Here is a 19,721-nt window from a genome sequence, read left to right on the forward strand (position 1 = left end):
CTCTCCGGGAATGGACGGTCACGGAACGATCCGGACGTTGAAGCCCCAGCTCAGCGTGTTGGGCAGGTTGGCGAACTCCATGCCCAGGCCGGCCGTGCTCGACGCGTACGCGAACTCCGGATCGACGTTCGGGATCTTCTTGGACGCAAGCAGATTGCGGCCAACGAACGCGATGTTCACCGACTGCGCCCAGAACCGATGCGCCTGGTTCGGGGTCAGGTCGTATCCAAGGCGCAGTTCGCGGAGCTTGAGATACGTCGCGCTGTAGATGAACGCCTCGTTGATCGCGAACAGCGACTGGTAGTAGTCCTCGGCCGTGCGGTTCACGGTGTTGGGCTGACCAGTGTTGCCGTCGATACCCTGCACCACCACGCCGGGCTTGTTCCAGTCGACTTCGCGGCCCTTGATGGTGCTGGCCAGCACGCCCGTGTACTGCCCGAACATGTTGGTCACGCTGAAGATGCTGCCGCCCACGTGGTAGTCGAGCAGGCCGCTGAGGGTCCAACGCTTGTACTTGAACTCGTTGTTCCAGCTGCCGATCCAGAGCGGATTCACGTTGCCGAGCACCTTACGCGGTCCAATCTGCGGCAGACCGTTGAGGGTGATCAGCTTGTGGGTCGCGCTATCGCGCAGGAAGGTGTAGCCGAACAGCGTGCCGTACGGCTGGCCCACGCGGGCCTCGACGTTCTGGTACCAGCTGCTGTTCAACACGATCGTCGTGAGCCCCGGATAGAGCGAGACGACCTTGTTGGCGTTGGTGGAGTAGTTGAACGTCGCGTTCCACTGGAAATTGTTGGTCTGGATGGGCGTGACGTTGAGCTGGGCCTCGAAGCCGGCGTTGACGATCTTGCCGGCGTTGATGGACTTGTTCGCGAAGCCGGTGGTCGGCGCGAGCGTCAGATTGATGATCTGGTTGCGCGTCGCCTTGCGGTAGTAGCTCATGTCCAGGCTGGCGCGATCGTCGAACAGCCCGAGCTCGACACCGGCCTCACCGGACTGCGTGATTTCGGGCTTGAGCGTGGGGTTGGAGATCGTGCTGGAAATGCTGTACAACGGCAGGCCGGAGAACTTGGCCGACGAGCCGCTGTACGTGGTGGCCAGCTGATACGGCGAGGCATCGGCGCCCACCTGGGCCACCGATCCGCGCAGCTTGAAGTAGCTCAGGAAGCTGGACTTGAGCGACGGGATCATGTTGGTGAGCACCAACGACGTGTTGACCGAGGGATAGAAGTACGAATTGTGTCCCCGGGGCAGCGTGGACGACCAGTCGTTGCGGGCCGTGCCTTCCACCGTCCACCAATCATCCCACGTGAACGAGGCCGAACCGTAGGCGCTGTTCACCTGAAGGTTCTGGATGTTCTGGTTAAGGGTCGGGGTGATGGCGGCGTTGGACACGTTGTAGATCCACGGCACCGAGATGCCGGCCGTGCTCTGCGACGTGTAGTTGTACTGCGAGAACCGGCGGTTGGCGCCGGCGATCACGTTGACCGCGAGGTGCGAATTCATGGTCTTGCGGAGCGTGGCCAGAACTTCGCTGTTGTTCTCGTTCCATCCGGTTTGCTGGAATGCAAACGCACCCGAGTACGCCGGGTCGGCGAAGTTCAGATTGCCGCCCGCCCACTCCTGCGACTGGTTGTAGTTGTAGATGTCCGAACCCGTGCGGGCCGTGACATCGAGCCAGTCGGTGAGCTTGTACGTGGCCGACACGTTGCCGATCATGCGGTTGCGCACGTCGTGCTCGGGATTGTCGTACTGGATCCAGAACGGATTGTTGTGATAGTTGTAGTTCCAGTTGTACAGCGAGCCGTTCGGCTGATAGAACTCGTGCCGGAGGGCGTTCATGTCCACCTGGCGGCCGAACCACACGTAGAGGCCTTCCAGGATGCCGACGTTGTAGCCGGTGCCGGGTCGGTTCAGCGCCTGATTGTTGATGTAGTTCAGGCTGGCGCTGGTGCTCAGGCGGCTGCTCACCTGGAGCTGGCCGGAGAGCGCGGCGCTGAACTTCTGGAACGAGTTATTCGGGATGTAGCCCTTGGAATCGTCGGTGCCGACGGATACGCGCGCGCTGGCGCGATCGGTGCCGCCGCTGAACGACAGGTTGTTGTCGAACGTGCCACCCGTCTGGAAGAAGCTGCTCACGTTGTTCGGATGAGCAACCCACGGACAACCGGTGGGGCACGTGAACTGGTCGATGATCCGGCCATCGAGGCGGGGACCGAAGCTCTGGTCGTTACCGTCCTGGATGCCGCCACCCTGGCCGTCGACGAAGCTGAACTGACCGCCGGCGCCCTGGCCGTACAGGTTCTGGAAGGTGGGCGTGATCGAGGGCGTGTCGAAGGAGTAGCTCGACGTGTACGACGTGTTCACCTTGCCGCCGCTCGCGGAGCCGGTCTTGGTGGTGATGAGGATGACGCCGTTGGCGGCGCGCGATCCGTACAGCGCCGCGGCGTTCGGGCCCTTGAGCACCGTCACCGAGGCGATGTCATCGGGGTTGAGGTCGTTGATGGCCGACCCGAAGTCGTAGGCGCCGTTCACGCTGCCGCCACGATCGGCCGTCGACACCGGAACGCCGTCCACGATGAACAGCGGGGTGTTGTTGCCGCCGATGGAGTTCGAGCCGCGGATGGTGATGTTGGACGACCCGCCTTGGGTACCCGAGCCGGTGATCGTCACGCCCGCCACCTTGCCGGCGAGCTCGTTGACCACGTTGGCGTCGTGCGTACTGTTGAGCACGCCGCTCGACACCTGCTGCTGCGCGGTACCCAGTTGGCTCTTTTCCATCTGGACGCCGAGCGCGGTCACGACCACGCCCGACAGCACGTTGGGCAGCGTCGTGAGCACGAAGTCCTGCTCCACGGAGCCACCAGCCGCCAGCGTGACCTGCACGGTCTTGGGCGAGTAGCCCACGCGCCGCACGGTCACCGCCACCGAGCCGCTGGGCACTCGCGCGCCGGGGACCTGGATGGAGTAGAGGCCGCCGTCATCGGTGTATGCACCGATGCCCAGCGACGGGATGCTCACGCTCGCCAGGGGCAGCGGGGCGCCGTTATCCGACGTCACGCGCCCGGTGATTCTGGCCGCACCCTGAGCGGACGCCGACGCTGCACAGAGCGCGAGACCCGCCGTTGCGGTGAGTAGTGTTCGAAGCAAACTCCTCATGCACCCCTCCGAGTGATGGGGTAGTGATTGAAAAGCGCAAACCACACGGAAGCCGTCGCCGGCCCGTGCGTGCGCTTACCCTTGCCGTTCAAGCGCTCTCGCGCGATCGGCAACCTGCCGGGAACCGCCGCCGTCATCAGCAATGCTGAATTCGGCGAAATTGTCCGATTCTCTGTCCGGCGTCTGAATGGTTTGTCATTCGACCAGTAAACCCCTGTGGTACAGTGCCCCGTCACAAAAAAGTGGGTGCGTCGTGGCACTCTTTACACATTCATCTAGTTGCGCCTTGGGGCACCCACATTTGTCCGGGGCCAGTGGAGCGCCGGTCCAAATTATGTAAGTGCTTTTTCACCATGACGTTGTGGCGCAGAAAGTCGGCGCGAATCGCGATGATTTCGCCCCGCGGCTGGACGGCAGCCGGCAGATCCCGCAGCGGTGGCGAAATCGCAAATTCTGCCCCGAAATCCGGCAGTTGGCCGTTCAATATTCATACGGCCACCGATCTGGACTATATGTCATCGTGACCGATACCGGAGCTATTATGTCGGCTGCTCAGATAAGTGACACCGCAGAACGCGCCGATCGCCGGCCAATCAGGACGCCACGCACCGATCTCAGGCCGCCTGACGGCGCACCAGCGTGAGGATCGTGTACAGCGCCACGGGTTCATCGTGCTGGTTGCGCACGTCCACGTCCCAGGCCACCACGCCCTGCGGGATCCCGCCGGCGGGCGTCTCCTTGGCCGTCTTCTGCTTGCAGGTGAGGCGCACCTGGATGGTGTCGCCGATGTACACCGGCTTCACGAACCGCAGGTTGTCCAGGCCGTAGTTGGCCAGCACGGGCCCGGGCGCCGGATCCACGAACAGGCCCGCCGCCGCCGAGACCACGAAGTAGCCGTGCACCACGCGCTTGTCGAAGATCGAGGCGCGGGCCGCGTCGTCGTCCATGTGCGCGTAGAAGAAATCGCCGCTCAGCTCGGCGAACGCCATCACGTCCGCCTCGGTGATCGTGCGGCTGCCGGTGACGAGCGTCTCGCCGATCTCCAACTGCTCGAAATACTTCCGGAACGGATGCACGCCGCCGCGCCGCTGCTCGGCGCCCGGCATCCACTGGTCCATCACCTGCGTGAGCACGGTGGGCGAGCCCTGCACCGCCGTGCGCTGCATGTAGTGCAGCACGCCGCGCACCCCGCCCATCTCCTCGCCGCCGCCGGCACGCCCGGGGCCGCCGTGCACCAGGTTGGGCAGCGGCGATCCGTGCCCCGTGCTCTCCCTGGCGCTGGTGCGATCGAGCACCATGATCCGGCCGTGATACGGGGCCACGCCCAGCACCACCTGCCGCGCCACGCCGCTGCTGGCGGTGAACAGCGAGCCGCACAGGCTGCCGCGCCCCAGTTTGGCCAGCTCGACGGCCTCCTCGAGGTTGGCGTACGGCATCACCGTATTCACGGGCCCGAACGCCTCGACGTCGTGCGGCTCGTGGTGCGCGAAGGGCGCGTCACAGACCAGCAGGATGGGAGCGAAGAACGCCCCCTGGTCGCGGTCGGCGCCAACCACTTCGAAGTCGGACTCGCCGCCGTATACGAGCTCGCCCGCCTGGCGGAGCTGCGCCGTCTTCTCGCCCACGTCGCGCACCTGCCCGCGGCTGGCCAGCGGGCCCATGCGCACGCCCTCCACGCGCGGATCGCCGATCGTGACTTTTCCGAGCCGGGCACGCAGCGCGTTGACGACATCCTGCTCCATGCCGCGCGGCACGATGGTGCGGCGGATGGCGGTGCACTTCTGCCCCGCCTTCACGGTCATCTCGCGCACCACTTCCTTGATGAAGAGATCGAACTCCTCCGTGCCCGGCGCCGCGTCGGGCCCGAGGATGGAGCAGTTGAGCGAGTCGGCCTCCATGTTGAACCGCACCGCGTGCTCGACGATGGCGGGACTCTCCTTGAGCATGCGCCCGGTGGCGGCCGATCCGGTGAACGCCACCGCGTCCTGGCATTCCAGGTGGGAGAGCAGATCGCCGGCGCTGCCGCAGATGAGCTGCAGCGCGCCGTCGGGGAGGATGCCGGACTCAATCATCGTACGGACCATCGCCTCGGTGAGGAACGAGGTGACCGTGGCCGGCTTGACGATGGCCGGCATGCCGGCCAGAAACGTGGGGGCGAGCTTCTCTAGCATGCCCCAGCACGGGAAATTGAAGGCGTTGATGTGCACGGCCACGCCCTCGAGCGGCACGCACAGGTGGCGGGCCACGAAGGTGCCGTGCTTGGACAGCGGCTCCATGGCGCCGTCCACGTAGAAGGTCTCGTTGGGAAAGTCGCGCCGGCCGCGGCTGCCATAGGCGAAGAAGGTGCCGATGCCGCCCTCGATGTCGATCCAGGAATCCTGCGTGGTAGCGCCGGTGGCGGCCGAGATCTCGTAGAAGCGGTCCTTGCGCTCCATCAGGTACTGCGCCATCGCCTTGAGCATGCGGGCGCGCTCGTGGAAGGTCATGGCGCGGAGCTTGGGGCCGCCCACGCGCCGCGCGTAGGCGGCCATCGCCTCGAAGTCCAGACCGCTGCTCGTGGCCTCGCCGATCTTCTCGCCGGTCACGGCGTGGAAGAGCTCGGTGGGCGTGCCGGTGCCGGTGATCCACTGGCCGAGCGCGTAGTTCTGCAGCTTCATGGGCGGTTCCTCGTCTCGTTCCACGTCCGGTAGTTGCGCTCCTGCTCCTGCCGGTCGGCGGGCACGTCGCGCAGCGGCTCGCAGGGCATCCACCCGGCGCGCATGCGCGCCGGCAGCGCGTGATAGACCCGCGTGCCGTCGGTCTTCCACGCCAGCATCTCGTCGGTCACGTCCTTCACGATGCGGGCCGGGTTGCCCACCACGACCTTGCGCGGCGGGATCTCCATGTTGGCGGGCACGAAGCAGAGCGCTCCCACGATGCAGCCGGCGCCGATCACGGCGTGGTCCATGACCACGGCGTTGATGCCGAGCAGCACGTTCTCCCCCAGGCGGCCGCCGTGCAGCACCGAACCGTGTCCCATGTGCGCGCTGTCGTCGAGCACGGCGGTGGCGCCCGGGAAGGCATGGATGGTGCAGTTCTCCTGAACGTTGCAGCCGTGTCCGATGACGACGCCGCCCCAATCGCCGCGAACGGCGGCGCCCGGTCCCACGTACACGTCGCGTCCGATGATCACGTTGCCGGTGACCGCCGCCTGCGGATGGACGAACGCGGACTCGTGCACGACGGGAACGAACCCTTCGAACGCGTAGATCACGCGCGCTCCAGCACCATCGCCATGCCCTGCCCCACGCCGATGCACATGGTGCAGAGCGCGTAGCGGGTGTTGGTGCGCTCGAGTTCGCGCGTGGCGGTGAGCGCCAATCGGGCGCCCGACATGCCCAGCGGATGGCCGAGGGCGATGGCGCCGCCGTTGGGATTCACGCGCGGGTCGTCGTCGGCCAGGCCGAACTCGCGCAGGCAGGCGAGCGACTGCGCCGCGAAGGCTTCGTTCAGCTCGATGACGTCCATCTGGTCGAGCGTGATACCAGCCAGGGCGAGGGCGCGCCGCGTGGACGGCACCGGCCCCATGCCCATGATGCGCGGCTCGACGCCGGCGGCGGCGGCGGCGACCACGCGGGCGCGGGGCGTGAACTGGAATTCCTTGACGGCGCGCTCCGAGGCGATGAGCAGCGCCGCGGCGCCGTCGTTGAGCCCCGAGGCGTTGCCGGCGGTGACCGTGCCCTTGCCGTCGGTGCGGAAGGCGGGGCGCAGCTTGGCCAGCCCCTCGCGCGTGGTCTCGGGGCGGATGAACTCGTCGTGCTCCACGCGCACCGGCGGGCCCTTGCGCTGCGCGATCTCCACGGGGGCGATCTCCACGGCCAGGCGCCCCGAGGCGCGCGCCGCGGCGGCCTTCTGCTGCGACCGCGCGGCAAACGCATCCTGGTCGTCGCGCGACACGCCGAACTGCTCGGCCACGTTCTCCGCCGTCTGCCCCATGGAATCGGTGCCGTACCTGGCCTGCATGAGGGGATTCACGAACCGCCAGCCCAGGCTCGTGTCGAACAGCTGCATGTCGCGGGCGAAGGGCTTGGCGCCCTTGGAGAGCACGTACGGGGCGCGGGTCATGCTCTCCACGCCGCCGGCCACGTAGAGGTCGCCCTCGCCGAGCTTCACGCCGCGGGCGGCGCTGGCCACGGCGCTGAGGCCGGAGGCGCAGAGGCGGTTGATGGTCTCGCCGGGCACGCTCACCGGCACGCCGGCCAGCAGCAGCGCCATGCGGGCCACATTGCGGTTGTCGTCGCCGGCCTGATTGGCGCACCCCAGGATCACGTCGGCGATGCGCGCCGGATCCACCGACGGATGGCGCGCCAGCAGCGCCGCGATCGCGTGGGCGGCCAGGTCGTCGGCCCGCACGTCGCTCAGCGCGCCGCCCAGCGTGCCGATGGGAGTGCGCAGGCCGTCGACGATGAAAGCGTCGGTCATGGGGTGGCGGGTTGAGGGAGGTGCGATTGCCGGGTGCGGTACACGGTGCCCCGGAAGAGTGCCACGGCGACCCCGGCCTCGTTGCGCACGGTGACCGTGTAGAAGGCCACGCGATTGGCGGCGCTGTCCTCCACCGCGATCGCGGTGAGGATGTTGCCGGGGTGCACCGCCACCGGATAGCCGATGCTGTTCTCGATGCTCACGGTGACGCGCCCGTTGGTGTTGGAGGCGAACGCGAGCGCGCTGTCGGCCAGCGAGTACACGATGCCGCCGTGCGACACGCCGAAGCCGTTCACCATCTCGCCGCGGACCTTCATGCGGAGCGAGCAGCGCCCGGGGGCGAGATCGATCAGCTCCACCCCCAGCCAGCGGCTGAACTCGTCGCGGGCCAGCATCCCGCGCACCACGGTCTCGGCGAGCGCCTGCTCCGCCGACCCGGCCGCGGTCACTGGAGAATTCTCCGCGCTTCCTTGGCGAGGCGCCGCAGGAGCGGGCTCGGCCGGTAGCGATCCTCGCCGTATTCTTCCTGGAGGGCGGTGATGCGCTGGAGGACGGCGCGCACGCCGATCTCGTCGCCCCAGGCGAGCAGGCCCTTGGGGTAGTTCACGCCCGTCGTCATCGCCCGCTCGATGTCGGCGGCCGTGGCCACGCGCAGATGCAGCGCGTCGACGGCCTCATTGACCAGCATGGCGACGACCCGGTCCACGACGCGCTTGGCGAGCGCGGCGTCGCGGGTGGGAGTGGGAGCGGCGGCGCCGTCGCGGTAGTCGTAGTAGCCGCGCCGGGTCTTGCGGCCCAGCCGCCCCGCCTCGACCAGCCGCCGCTGGGTGAGCGCGGGACGATAGCGGGGATCGTAGTACATGGCTTCGAACACCGAGCAGGTGACGGCGTAGTTCACGTCGTTGCCGATGAAGTCCATGAGCTCGAACGGGCCCATTTTGAAACCCGCGGTGTCGCGCAGGGCCCAGTCGATGGTGGCGTAATCGGCGATGCCCTCTTCGGCGATGCGCAGCGCTTCGCCGTAGAACGGGCGCGCGATGCGATTGACGATGAATCCCGGCGTGTCGGCAGCGACGACGGTGGTCTTGCCCCACCCGTCGATGAACCGCCGGGCCTCGGCGGTGACCGCCGGATCGCTGGTGATGGCGCCGACGATCTCGACGAGCGGCATCACCGGAGCCGGATTGAAGAAGTGGATGCCCACGACGCGCCCGGCCTGCGTGCACGCCGAAGAGAGCGCGGCCACCGACAGGGACGATGTGTTGGTGGCCAGCACGGCGTCGGGCGCGACGACGCGTTCGAGGGCCGAGAACACGGCCTTCTTGAGGGTGAGGTCTTCGAGAATCGCCTCGACGACGAGCCCGCAGGGCGCGAACCGCGCCCACTCGGCCTCGCCGATTCCGGCCACCCATGTGACGCGGGCGAGCGCGGCGGCCGCCTGTTCGCGGCTGAGTGTGCCTTTGTCGACCTGGCGGGTGAGGGATGCGTCGAGCGCGGCGCGCGCACGATCGAGCGCGCCCGGAATCGCATCGGAGAGGATGACGGAATGGCCGCGCGTGGCGGCCACCTGCGCGATCCCGGCGCCCATCGCGCCGGCGCCCACCACGCCCACTACCGTGTCGGCCCCGAGCGGCATGGTCATTGCCCCGTGAAGTTTGGTTTGCGCTTTTCGAGAAAGGCGCGCACGCCTTCCTCGTAGTCTCTGGTGCGGCCCGCCTCGCGCTGCAGTTCCTCCTCGAATTCGAGTTGCGAATCGAGGTCGTTTCCCAGCGAGCGGTTGAGCGCGCGCTTGGTGAGACCGAAGCCGCGCGTGGCCTGGGCGGCGAGATTCCGGGCGAGGCCGAGGGCGGTGTCGTGCAGCACGGAGTGCGGCACGACGTCGTGCACCATGCCCAGCTCCTTGGCGCGCGCGGCGGAGACCTTCTCGCCCAGCATCATCATCGCGGTGGCGCGATGGAAGCCGACGAGCCGGGGCAGGAAGAACGTGCCCCCGGTGTCGGGGATGAGGCCGATCTTCGAGAAGCTCTGGATGAACGACGCCTCTTCGGCCGCGATGAGGATATCGCAGGCGAGGGCGAGGTTGGCGCCGGCGCCGGCGGCCACGCCGTTCACGGCGCAGATCACGGGCTTCTCGATGGCGCGGATGAGGCGGACGATCGGGTTGTATCCGTCGTGCACGATGTCGCCGAGGTCGGGGAGCGGACCGGCGGCGGGCACCGCCTCGCCCAGATCCTGGCCGGCGCAGAACGCGCGCCCGTTGCCGGTGAGCAGGATGGCCCGCACCATGGGGTCCTTGGCCAGCGCGCCGAGGGTGAGCTGGAGTTCCAGGGCCATGGCGCGGTTGAAGCTGTTCAGGACATCGGGGCGATCGAGGGTGATCGTCGCCACGCTTTCGCTGAGGGTGCAGGTGATGAACTGGTAGGCCATCCGGGTCCTCGGGACCAAGGGGGTACGCCAGCGGCTAAAGATATCCGATCCGGGACGCGATGCGCACCAGACTCTCGCCTTCCGGGCGCGCTCCGTCCAGATTTGAGAGCGGAATTCTTCGGGAGCGGCCCCAGCCGCGATCCCGAGGGTGTGTCGTCAATCCGTGCGAGGTTCGATGCCCACGAAGTCGCCGTCCAAGTCCGCTGCCGCCGCGCCAGGCGCGGCCGTCAATCCCAACTTCGATTGGCGGAAGATCGCCTACCACACGCTGGTGTCGCGCGCCCTCGACGACGTCGAGGAGACGACGAACAAGAATCGCGCGTCGGTGCCCAAGGATCACCTGGTGCTCTACCAGTTCTCGGCGCGCGGGCACGACATGGCGCAGGCGATTCTGGGTTCGCTGCTCACGGGCACGCACGATGCGGCGGGCGCGTACTACCGGTCGCGGCCGCTGTTGCTCTCGATGGGCCTGGGGATCGAGGACGCGCTGGCCAGTCCGCTGGGCCGCTCGGGCGGGTTCAGCGACGGCCGCGATATCGGGGTGGTGTGCAACATGCCGCGGCGCAGCGGGCCGATGGTGCTGCCGATGTCGGGCGACGTGGGCTCGCAGTACACGCCCGCGGCGGGCTGGGCGCAGGCCATCACCTACCACCGCGACACGCTCAACGACCGATCGTACGCGGGATGTCTTAGCGTGGCCCTCGGGGGCGAAGGCTCGGTGGCGACCAACGGGTTCTGGTCGGCGCTGACGATGGCCACGACGCTCAACCTGCCGATGCTGTTCTACATCGAAGACAACGGGCTGGGCATCTCCGTGAAGGGGCAGATGCAGACGCCGGGCGGCGACATCGCGAAAAACCTGGCCTCGTTCGGCAATCTGTTCGTGCGCGACGGCGACGGCACCGACCCCGCCGAAGCATCACGGCTGCTCGAGACCGTGACGGACCATGTGCGCGCAGGCCGGGGTCCGGCGCTGATCCGGCTCACCGTGCCGCGGCTGTGCAGCCATTCCGGCCCCGACAATCAGAAGGGATATCGCACGGCGGCCGAGATCGCGGCCGACGCGGCGCGCGATCCGCTGCCGCGGCTGCGCGACTATCTCGTGCCGGCGGTGATGTCGGCCGGAGACTGGAGCGCGCTCGAAGCCGACGTCGCGCGCGACGTGGACCGGGCGCTGGCCGGGGCGCGGGCTCGTCCGGCGCCCGCGCCGGAGACGGTGAAGCGGTTCCTGTACGCCGAGGCGCATCGGGACGGCGACCCCGAGACCGTGGGCGGGCTGTCGGACGCCGATCTCGCCGCGCTTGGCGGATCGGACACGCCGTCCGCCGACGGCGACATGGTGCGGTTTGCCGAGGCGGTGCGGCGCACGCTCAAGGCCGAGATGGCGCGCAATCCCAAGGTGCTGGTGTTCGGTGAGGACGTGGGGGTGAAGGGCGGCGTGCACCTGGTGACCGAAGGGCTGCAGAAGGCATTCGGGGCCGATCGGGTGTTCGACACCAGCCTCTCCGAAGAAGGCATCGTGGGGCGGGCCGTGGGCATGGCGATGGCGGGGCTGATGCCGGTGGCGGAAATCCAGTTCCGCAAGTATGCGGATCCGGCCACGGAGCAGCTCAACAACTGCGGCACCATGCGGTGGCGCACGGCCAACCAGTTCGCGGCGCCGATCGTGGTGCGCATGCCGGGCGGATTCGGGAAGGACGTGGGCGACCCGTGGCACAGCCTGAGCGACGAGGTGCGGTTCGCGCACGCCATCGGGTGGCAACTGGCCATGCCGTCCAACGCCGCCGACGCGGTGGGGCTGTTGCGGTCGGCGATGCGCGGCCGGAACCCGACCATCTTCTTCGAGCATCGGTCGCTGCTGATGACGAGCGACGGCAGCGCGCACTATCCGGGCGATGACTACGTGCTCCCGTTCGGCAAGGCGAACCGGCTGCGCGCCGGGGAGCGGATCACGGTGGTGAGTTGGGGCGCGATGGCGCTGCGGTGCGTGGAGGCCGTGGACCGGCTGGGGGCCGGGGCGGGCGTGGACCTGTACGATCTGCGGACGATCGCGCCCTGGGACCGCGATGCCATATTGGAATCCGTAACGCGGACCGGCCGGTGCCTGATCGTGCACGAAGACACGATCACGGCGGGGTTCGGCGCCGAGATCGCGGCGACGGTGGCGCGTGAGGCGTTCTGGCATCTGGATGCGCCGGTGGACCGGCTGGCGGTGGACGACGTGCCGATGCCGTACCACCCGGTGCTGCTGGACGCGGTGCTGCCCAGTGTGGAGGGGATCGCGGCGCGGATCGAGGCATTGCTGGCGACGTAGCGCGGCCGTGGCCGGACAGATCGCACGGCAACGGCAACAGCCTTGGACCACGATGAGGCGGATTGGACGGATTCAACGGATACGGCAACAGCAACAGCCTCAACTGCCAAACCACTGGGGGAACTGCTCCGCCATCCAGATCTCGATGGCGGAGCGGTTCCCCCGATTAGTGCAGTTGCAGTTGCAGTTTGATCCGTGGATTCGCCCAATCCGTCTAGTCGTAGTTCAAGGCAGTTGCCGTTGCCGTTCGCAGAAACTCAGAACGGCTTGAACTCGTCGAACGGCTGGCTGCAGGCGTTGCAGAAGTGGATGGCCTTGCACGCGGTGGACCCGAATTCGCTCCGGCGCTCGGTATTCGCCGATCCGCAGTACGGGCACGCCACGGGCGCCGCGCGCCGAGTGAGGGCGATCAACCCGCCCTGATCGGCGGGGCCCGGCGGAGCGATGCCGAACCGGCGGAGCTTCTCACGAGCCTCGGCGGGAATCCAGTCGCTGGTCCACGCCGGTGCGTACACCGTCTGGAACTCCACCGCGGTGATGCCGTGGCCGGCGAGCGCGCCGCGCATGTCCTCTTCCATGGTGTGCATGGCGGGACAGCCGGAATACGTGGGGGTGATGGTGATCTTCACGCCGGCGTCGCCCACGTCCACATCGCGGATGATGCCGAGTTCGACCACGCTGAGCACCGGCACCTCGGGGTCCATCACCGTGCCGAGGATGCGCAGGACGTCGTCGCGACCCGGACGCGCGGCGTTCACCAGCTGGCGCCGGGGTGCGAGCGGGCGACGATCTGCATTTCGGCCAGCAGGTGGCCGAGGTGCTCGCTGTGCCGGCCGCGGCGGCCGCCCGAGGCCATGGGTACGTTGCCGGGGAGCGTGAGCGTGGCGCGTTTCACCACGTCGGCCACGATGTCGTGCCAGCGCGCGCGGATGGACTCGTGGTCCACGACGATGCCCTGGGCGGCCACGGCGGTGTCAATCGCGTCGGACTCGAACAGCTCGCCCGTGAACCGCCACAGCTCGTCGAGGGCGCGCTGCACGCGGGCGTGACTCTCCGCGGTTCCGTCGCCCAGGCGGAGCATCCACTCGCTGCTGTGCCGCAGGTGGTAGCGATCTTCCTTGAGACTCTTGGCGGCGAGCGCCGCGAGTTGCGGGTGGGCGCACCGCGCCAGGGCGTCGAGGGACAGCACGCTGTGAGCGTCGAACAGGAACTGGCGCACGACCGTGGCGCCGAAGTCGCCGTTGGGCTGCTCCACGAGCAGCGCGTTGCGGAAGTCATGCTCGTCGCGGAAGTACGCCAGCGCGTCCTCGTCGCGCCCCTTCCCTTCCACCTGGCCGGCCAGCGCCAACATCGCGCTGGCCTGGCCGATGAAATCGAGCGCGATGTTGGAGAGCGCGATGTCCTCTTCGAGAATCGGGCCGTGTCCGCACCACTCGGAGAGCCGATGACCGAGCACGAGGCGGTCGTCGGCCATGCGCACGATGTACTCGAACAGCGGATTGGCCACCGCCGTCGTGCGGGGAGCGGCGACGATGGGTTCGCTCACAGCCCGCGCACTCCGCGCGGCACCTTGTAGAACTGCGGATGCCGGTACGCCTTGTCGTTGCCGGGGTCGAAGAACGGGCCGGCGTCGCCCGGCATGGAGGCGACGATGGCGCTCGTGGGCACCACCCAGAGGCTGATCGCCTCGCCGCGGCGCGCATACACGTCACGGGCGTTCTGCAGCGCCTGCTCGGCGTCGGCGGCGTGCACGCTGCCGGCGTGCTCATGGGGCGCGCCCTGCTTGCTCTGGGTGAACACTTCCCAGAGCGGCCACTGGCTGTCGTCGGTCACGTCGGCGTTCGAATCGTTGGCCATGGTCGTGGGGTCAGGCGGCTTCGGTGCCCGTGGCGGCGCGATGCTTGAGGGCATGGGCGGAGGCGGCGTCCCGCACCCAACGGCCGTTCTCGTGCGCGGCGCGCCGCGCCTCGAGGCGCTCGCGATTGCACGGCCCGTTGCCCTTGATCACCTCATAGAACTCGGTCCAGTCGATCTCGCCGAACTCCCAATCCTTGGTCGCTTCGTTGTATGTGAGATCGGGATCGGGCAGCGTGAGGTGGACCGCCTGCGCCTGCGGCACCGTGAGGTTCACGAAGCGCTGGCGGAGTTCGTCGTTGGTCTTGTGCTTGACCTTCCAGCGCAGCAGCTCGGCGGAGTTGGGCGAGTCCTTGTCGCTGGGGCCGAACATCATGAGCGACGGCCACCACCAGCGGTTCACCGACTCCTGCACCATGGCCTTCTGGGCGGGGGTGCCGTTGGCGAGCGTGGCGACGATCTCGTAGCCCTGGCGCTTGTGGAAGTTCTCTTCTTTGCAGATGCGGATCATGGCGCGCGCATAGGGTCCGTACGACGCCTTGGCCAGCACCGTCTGATTGACGATGGCGGCGCCGTCCACCAGCCACCCGATGACGCCCATGTCGGCCCAACTGAGCGTGGGGTAGTTGAAGATGCTGGAGTACTTGGCGCGTCCGTCGAGAAGCTGATCCACGAGTTCGGTGCGATCGACGCCCAGCGTCTCGGTGCCGCAGTAGATGTACAGCCCGTGGCCGGCCTCGTCCTGCACCTTGGCGATGAGCGACATCTTGCGGCGGAGGCTGGGGGCGCGGGTGATCCAGTTGCCTTCGGGGAGCATGCCCACGATTTCGGAGTGGGCGTGCTGCGACATCATGCGCGTGAGCTGCTTGCGGTAGCGCTCCGGCATCCAGTCCTTGGGCTCGATGGACTCGCCGGCGGCGATGCGCGCCTCGAACTCCGAGAGCTTGACGGGATCTTCGGCGGTGGCCTGCGGCTTCTGGTCCATGCGCTACTCCGGTTCGCGGGCGTCGTGTTAAATCTATGGGGCACCTTGACCTTGGACAATCGAAGCGGGAGGGTATGTTCCGTGCCTATGCATGCCAACGACCGCGCCGCCGTGGGCACCGCCGGCGACGTGACACTCGAGATATCCCACGGGATCGCGACCGTCGCGTTCGGCCATCCCAAGGGGAATGCGCTGCCCGGGGCGCTGCTCCGGATGCTCGCGGTGCAGATCGCGGCCGCCGGCGCCGACCCTCGGGCCCAGGTGATCGTGCTGCGGAGCGAGGGCACGGGTCCGTTCTGCGCCGGCGCCTCGTTCGACGAACTGGCGGCCATCCAGGACGCGGAGTCGGGCAAGGAATTCTTCAGCGGGTTCGCGCGCGTGATCCTGGCGATGATCCGGGCGCCCAAGTTCATCGTGACGCGGGTGCACGGGAAGGTGGCCGGCGGCGGCGTGGGGCTGGTGGCCGCTTCGGACTTCAGCGTGGCCGTGCGCGCGGCATCGGCCAGACTCAGCGAACTGGCGGTGGGGATCGGGCCGTTCGTGGTGGGACCGGTGATCGAGCGGAAGATCGGGCTGGCCGCGTTCAGCGCGATGGCCGTGGACGCCGACTGGCGCGACGCGGCGTGGTGCGAGCGGCACGGGCTCTACTCGCGGGTGTATGCGGATGCGGGGGAGATGGACGCGGGGCTCGACGCGCTGGTCGCGACGCTGGCCAAATCGAATCCCGACGCGATGGCACAGCTCAAGCGCGTGTTCTGGACCGGCACCGAGGAGTGGGAACTGCTGCTCACCGAGCGCGCCGAGATGAGCGGGACGTTGGTGCTGTCGGAGTTCACGCGGAGCGCGATCGGGGCGTTCAAGAACCGATAGACGATGGGCGGAAGGCAGCGGGCAGACTACTGCCCACTGCCCGCCGCTTACTGCGGACGCTCCGTCAGTTCGCGTCCCCGTACAACCCGTGCACCGCGTCCTCGAACGACTCCTTGAAGCCGCCGGCCTTCACGCGTGACGTGGCTTCGAACCCCGCGGTGTCCAGCCGCTTGGCCGCCTCGAGCAGCGTGTGCACGTCGAACGGCACGCCCTCGAGGTGCGCCAGATACTCCTCCGCCGCGGTGAGATAGCCCATCATCCCGCCGAGCTCGGTGGGCGCGTACACCTTGCCGGCCGCGCGCAGGCGCTCCGCGTCCTTCGCATCTGGCATCACGAGGTTCTCCGACCCGCACACCACCCGCACGCGCGCGTTGCCGCAGATGGCCGAGACGGCGGCCGACTCGAGCGTGCCGCCGGCGGCGTTCACGACCACGGCGTCCATGGGGACGGCCAGGAGCGCGTGCTCGTCTTCCGGCGCCCAGGTCTTGATGCCCGTGGCCTCCAGTTCCTTGCGACGATCCGCACGCGCCTCGGCCACCAGCATGGTGGTGCCGTGCTCGCGCAGCCGCGCGATCATGTGCATGCCGATGTTCCCCGCCCCGATCAGCCCTACGGTGGCGTTCGCGAGGTCGATGCCGAGGGCGCGGAGCATGCCCTTGAGCAGTTGGTAGTTGCCCTCGCCGGTGGGCCCGGACGTGTCGGCGATGACGCTCCCCTTGTACCGCGCGTTGAGGTAGGAGAGCGACGGCGTCTTGCCGTCGGACATGATGCCGTGGCCCAGGTCCTGGCCCGTGGTGAGGTAGAACCCGCCGCTGGCCTCCACATCCCTGAAGCACGACACGGCCCAATCGAGCAGCGCCTGGTCGCGTGGCTGGCCCACCCGCGCATCGGCCGTGGGTTGCAGCACGCACTTGCCGCCGCAGATGCGGGCGATGCTCTTGAGCGTGAGCGGTCCGCCCACGCGGATCACGCGCGACCAGTGGACCTTCTCCTCCATGCCCATGGCGAGGCCGATGGCCTCGTGGTCGGTGGTGAAGCCCGGTGAACTGACGCGCGAATCGGGCGCGATACGAAAACCGCCGAGCGAGAGCTTTTTCGAGCCCGGCTCGGCGTGGGTGGCGATGCTGAGGGTCCAGTTGTTGGCGGCGTCGTGGTAGCGATAGACCCAGACGTCGGGGTGCCTGGCCTGCGCCAGCTCGGGCACGATGGCCCGGGCTGCCACAGGTTGCAGAATTGTCTTATGCATGTCTCGACCGAGAAGCGGTCAGGAAGTCGGTGGATTGAAGGCCGCGTGCTGGGCGTCGACCCAGCTCCGGAAGTACTCCGGGTCCTCGATGGGGAGCGCGGCTCTGGCAACCGTGAGCGGCCGGAAGCTGTCCATCATCACGGCCAACTCGTCGGTGTATTTGGCGCCGATCGAGGCCTCGGCGCGGCCCGGGTGGGGACCATGCGGGATCCCGTCGGGGTGGTGCGTGATGCTGCCGAACTCGATGCCCTTGCGGCTCATGAACTCGCTGGAGGCGTAGTACAGCACCTCGTCGGAATCCACGTTGCTGTGGTTGTACGGCGCCGGCACCGAGTTGGGATCGAAATCGTACGGGCGCGGGCAGAACGAGCAGATCACGAACCCGTCGCCCTCGAAGGTCTGGTGCACCGGAGGCGGCTGGTGCACGCGTCCCACGATCGGCTCGTAGTCGCGGATGTTGAACGCCCATGGATAGAAGTAGCCGTCCCAGCCCACGACATCGAGCGGATGGTGATCGATGACGTATTCGTTGAGCCCGTTGTACTGCTTGACGAGTAGGCGGAAGTCGCCCTTCTCGTCGTGCGTGCGCAACTCCTCGGGAATGCGGATGTCGCGCTCGGAGTAGGGCGCGCCCTCCTTGAGCTGGCCGAACTCGTTGCGGTAGCGCTGCGGCGTGCGCACGTGGCCGCGGCTCTCGAACACCAGGAGCTTGGCCTGCTCGTCGGTGTTGAGCTGGTAGCGGTGCATGATGCCGCGGTGGATGACGACGTAGTCGCCCTCGCCGAAGGGGAGGTCGCCGAACTGCGTCTCGAGGACGCCGCTCCCCTTGGCGACGTACACCACCTCGTCGCCCTGCGCATTGCGATAGAAGTGCTCGTCGCGCTCGGTGGGCTCCACGTACAGCATCGCGATGTCGCGGTTGAACAGGAGCGGCGTGCGGTCGAGCGTGGGACTGCCGTGCGGCTTGATGCCCGAGGTGCGGAAGTGACGGTGCTTGAGCGTATGGTCGGGATCGGGCTCGTATTTCATCTCGCGCAGCCGTTTGACCGACTTCACGGTGGTGGGCGGATACACGTGATACAGCAGCGCCGAGGTGCCGGTGAAGCCTTCGTGGCCCATCAACTGTTCGGCGTACAATCCGCCGTCCGGCTTGCGGAAGACGGTGTGCCGTTTGCGAGGGATCTGGCCCAGCGTATGGTAGAAGGGCATCAGAGGTTCCCGCGCAGTCCCTGCTCGCGCTCGATGGCTTCGAACAGCGCCTTGAAATTGCCGGCGCCGAAGCTCTTGGCGCCCTTGCGCTGGATGATCTCGAAGAACACCGTGGGGCGGTCTTCCACGGGCTTGCTGAAGATCTGCAGCAGGTACCCCTCGTCGTCGCGGTCCACGAGGATGCCCAGCTCCTTGAGCGGCGCGATGTCCTCGTCGATGTGGCCCACGCGGTCGAGCACGGTGTCGTAATACGTGGACGGCACCGGGAGGAATTCCACGCCGTTCTTCTTGAGCTTGGAGACAGTCTTGACGATATCGCCGGTCTCCATGGCGATGTGCTGCACGCCCGGGCCGCGGTAGAACTCCAGGTACTCGTCGATCTGCGACTTCTTGCGGCCGGCCGCCGGCTCGTTGAGCGGGAACTTGATGCGCCCGTTGCCGTTCGATACGACCTTGGACATCAACGCCGAGTACTCGGTGGTGATGGCCTTGTCGTCGAACGAGATCAGGTTGTAGAAGCCGAGCACGTTCTCGTAGAAGCCCACCCACTGGTTCATGGCGCCGAGTTCGACGTTGCCCACGCAGTGGTCCACGTACTTGAGGCCCACCGACCGACCCTGGTACGCGGGGTCGACGGCCACGAATCCGGGCAGGAACGCGCCCTTGTACTTCTTGCGCTCCACCAGCGAATGGATGGTCTCGCCGTAGGTGCGAATCGCGGCGATCACCACCTCGCCGTGCTCGTCGCGGATGACCTCGGGCTCGCGCACCGACACGGCGCCGCGCTTGATGGCCTTGGCGTACGCGGTCTTGGCGTTGTTGACCCAGAGGGCCAGGTCCTTCACCCCGTCGCCGTGCTCGTGGACGTGACGGGCGACGTCGCCGTCGGGGCGGATGGCCGTGGTGAGCACGAACCGCACCTTGCCCTGCTGGAGCACGTAGCTGGCGCGGTCGCGCGTGCCGGTCTCGGGGCCGCGGTAGGCGACGAGCTTGAACCCGAAGGCGGCGCGGTAGTACAGGCTCGCCTGCTTGGCGTTGCCGACGTAGAACTCGATGTAGTCGGTTCCGTTGATCGGGAACGTATCATGCGCCTGAGCCGGCGCCGGAAGGGTCTGGGTGGCCATACACAGGTCCTCGCAGAAGAATGCCGCCGTGCGACGGTGATATGCGTCCAATCTAACGGACTCGCGCGCCAC

The 19,721-nt window shown here is 67.6% G+C and carries 16 protein-coding genes; 2 read left to right on the forward strand and 14 right to left on the reverse strand.

The annotated features are described in order from the left end of the window. Nucleotides 1-18: 18 nt before the first annotated feature. From VNE60_10490 to VNE60_10520, 7 genes are all read right to left on the reverse strand, one after another. Nucleotides 19-3,159: a SusC/RagA family TonB-linked outer membrane protein gene (locus tag VNE60_10490; protein HVB31942.1), complete on the reverse strand. Its 3,141-nt coding sequence runs from the start codon at nt 3,157-3,159 to the stop codon at nt 19-21. 614 nt (nt 3,160-3,773) lie between these two features. Then, complete coding sequence (gene paaZ / locus VNE60_10495) at nt 3,774-5,816, reverse strand: phenylacetic acid degradation bifunctional protein PaaZ (protein ID HVB31943.1); 2,043 nt, start codon at nt 5,814-5,816, stop codon at nt 3,774-3,776. Then, nucleotides 5,813-6,412, reverse strand: a complete 600-nt coding sequence (locus VNE60_10500; protein HVB31944.1) for a transferase hexapeptide repeat family protein — start codon at nt 6,410-6,412, stop codon at nt 5,813-5,815. Before VNE60_10500 ends, paaZ begins: the two co-directional genes overlap by 4 nt. Continuing rightward, entirely contained in the window at nt 6,409-7,620 is a 1,212-nt protein-coding gene (pcaF, locus tag VNE60_10505; GenBank protein ID HVB31945.1) for a 3-oxoadipyl-CoA thiolase, read from the reverse strand. Before pcaF ends, VNE60_10500 begins: the two co-directional genes overlap by 4 nt. Then, nucleotides 7,617-8,069, reverse strand: a complete 453-nt coding sequence (locus tag VNE60_10510; protein HVB31946.1) for a hotdog fold thioesterase — start codon at nt 8,067-8,069, stop codon at nt 7,617-7,619. The genes pcaF and VNE60_10510 overlap by 4 nt, the downstream gene beginning before the upstream one ends. After that, on the reverse strand, nt 8,066-9,256 hold the full coding sequence (locus tag VNE60_10515) for a 3-hydroxyacyl-CoA dehydrogenase NAD-binding domain-containing protein (protein HVB31947.1): 1,191 nt from the start codon (nt 9,254-9,256) through the stop codon (nt 8,066-8,068). The genes VNE60_10510 and VNE60_10515 overlap by 4 nt, the downstream gene beginning before the upstream one ends. A gap of 2 nt (nt 9,257-9,258) precedes the next feature. Continuing rightward, entirely contained in the window at nt 9,259-10,047 is a 789-nt protein-coding gene (locus VNE60_10520) for an enoyl-CoA hydratase-related protein (GenBank protein ID HVB31948.1), read from the reverse strand. 175 nt (nt 10,048-10,222) lie between these two features. On the opposite strand from VNE60_10520, the gene VNE60_10525 reads away from it, so the two are divergent. Then, entirely contained in the window at nt 10,223-12,361 is a 2,139-nt protein-coding gene (locus VNE60_10525) for a transketolase C-terminal domain-containing protein (GenBank protein HVB31949.1), read from the forward strand. 257 nt (nt 12,362-12,618) lie between these two features. On the opposite strand, the gene paaD is transcribed toward VNE60_10525, so the two are convergent. From paaD to paaA, 4 genes are read right to left on the reverse strand one after another with little or no spacing between them, the layout of a single operon-like run. Beyond that, nucleotides 12,619-13,119 carry a 1,2-phenylacetyl-CoA epoxidase subunit PaaD gene (gene paaD, locus VNE60_10530; protein HVB31950.1) on the reverse strand — a complete coding sequence of 167 codons (501 nt, stop codon included), beginning with the start codon at nt 13,117-13,119 and terminating at the stop codon, nt 12,619-12,621. Continuing rightward, complete coding sequence (gene paaC / locus VNE60_10535) at nt 13,116-13,907, reverse strand: 1,2-phenylacetyl-CoA epoxidase subunit PaaC (GenBank protein HVB31951.1); 792 nt, start codon at nt 13,905-13,907, stop codon at nt 13,116-13,118. Before paaC ends, paaD begins: the two co-directional genes overlap by 4 nt. Next, complete coding sequence (gene paaB / locus VNE60_10540; GenBank protein HVB31952.1) at nt 13,904-14,218, reverse strand: 1,2-phenylacetyl-CoA epoxidase subunit PaaB; 315 nt, start codon at nt 14,216-14,218, stop codon at nt 13,904-13,906. Before paaB ends, paaC begins: the two co-directional genes overlap by 4 nt. Nucleotides 14,219-14,228: 10 nt before the next feature. Then, the gene (paaA, locus tag VNE60_10545; GenBank protein HVB31953.1) at nt 14,229-15,200 is read right to left on the reverse strand and encodes a 1,2-phenylacetyl-CoA epoxidase subunit PaaA; all 972 of its coding nucleotides are present in this window, start codon (nt 15,198-15,200) and stop codon (nt 14,229-14,231) included. A gap of 87 nt (nt 15,201-15,287) precedes the next feature. Between paaA and VNE60_10550 the strand changes: the two genes are divergently transcribed. After that, the gene (locus VNE60_10550) at nt 15,288-16,070 is read left to right on the forward strand and encodes an enoyl-CoA hydratase/isomerase family protein (protein ID HVB31954.1); all 783 of its coding nucleotides are present in this window, start codon (nt 15,288-15,290) and stop codon (nt 16,068-16,070) included. A 64-nt stretch (nt 16,071-16,134) separates the two neighbouring features. Here VNE60_10550 and VNE60_10555 read toward each other — a convergent pair whose 3' ends face one another. The 3 genes from VNE60_10555 to hppD are packed head-to-tail and all read right to left on the reverse strand — an operon-like array spanning nt 16,135 to nt 19,649. Then, nucleotides 16,135-17,316, reverse strand: a complete 1,182-nt coding sequence (locus VNE60_10555; GenBank protein ID HVB31955.1) for a hypothetical protein — start codon at nt 17,314-17,316, stop codon at nt 16,135-16,137. 18 nt (nt 17,317-17,334) lie between these two features. Then, nucleotides 17,335-18,525 carry a homogentisate 1,2-dioxygenase gene (locus tag VNE60_10560; GenBank protein ID HVB31956.1) on the reverse strand — a complete coding sequence of 397 codons (1,191 nt, stop codon included), beginning with the start codon at nt 18,523-18,525 and terminating at the stop codon, nt 17,335-17,337. Continuing rightward, nucleotides 18,525-19,649 (reverse strand): 4-hydroxyphenylpyruvate dioxygenase, encoded by a 1,125-nt coding sequence (gene hppD, locus VNE60_10565; protein HVB31957.1) that lies wholly within the window; start codon nt 19,647-19,649, stop codon nt 18,525-18,527. The genes VNE60_10560 and hppD overlap by 1 nt, the downstream gene beginning before the upstream one ends. Nucleotides 19,650-19,721: the final 72 nt, after the last annotated feature.

The sequence above is a fragment of the Gemmatimonadaceae bacterium genome, from assembly GCA_035533755.1.
GTDB lineage: Bacteria > Gemmatimonadota > Gemmatimonadetes > Gemmatimonadales > Gemmatimonadaceae > JAGWRI01.